Genomic DNA, 667 nt, shown 5'->3' with positions numbered 1-667 from the left:
TGACTTCGCGTCCGAAACCGCCGAGCTGACCAAGCAACAAACCCTGCAACAGGCGTCGACTGCGATCCTGTCCCAGGCTAACCAACTGCCATCGTCGGTACTGAAACTGCTTCAGTAATCGCGATACAGCGGGTCAAGAACGGAAGGGCGCCTTGTGCGCCCTTCCGTTTTTTCGTTTCAGGGCATCGCCCAGGTCCTGATTCTGCTGGGGGCTACCGCAGGATGAACTTCAGATCCATTTAATTTTGTGATGGTAAATAGGATTGGTCTTTAATTTGTTTGTGCTCTTGATGTTTTTTGAGGCGATTGGTGCTTATCGTCTGGGATTTGTCTTGAAATTGGCTCGATTGGGTTAGATAGGCTGGTGAGGCTATCAAGGAGCCTGCAGTGATGACGATAACTGCAACGAAGGCTCTCTCGGCCAGACCAAGGCGCTTGTCGGGGCTGGAAGCCGTAGCACCCAATCAATGAGGAATTCGTCATGGCTTTATCCGTAAACACCAACATCACGTCCCTGGGCGTGCAAAAGAACCTGAACAAGGCTTCCGATGCGCTCAGCACCTCGATGAGCCGCCTGTCTTCGGGCCTGAAAATCAACAGCGCCAAAGACGATGCGGCTGGCATGCAGATCGCCAACCGTCTGACTAGCCAGGTCAAAGGCCTGACC

At 53.1% G+C, this 667-nt stretch carries 1 protein-coding gene and 1 pseudogene; both read left to right on the top strand.

What is annotated here, in order from left to right; all coding sequences use genetic code 11:
* A partial coding sequence (locus tag NPS46_RS25105; protein ID WP_274112043.1) for a flagellin occupies nt 1–118 on the top strand: 118 nt, incomplete at its 5' end.
* Nucleotides 119–481: 363 nt separating this feature from the next.
* Nucleotides 482–667 (top strand): annotated as a pseudogene (locus NPS46_RS25100) (flagellin); the annotation flags it as partial.

Origin of the sequence: Pseudomonas putida (assembly GCF_028682395.1) — a bacterium.
GTDB classification, from domain to species: domain Bacteria; phylum Pseudomonadota; class Gammaproteobacteria; order Pseudomonadales; family Pseudomonadaceae; genus Aquipseudomonas; species Aquipseudomonas putida_AB.
The sequence above is the reverse complement of the archived record's forward strand: the minus strand, read 5'-3'. Positions and strand labels throughout refer to the sequence as shown.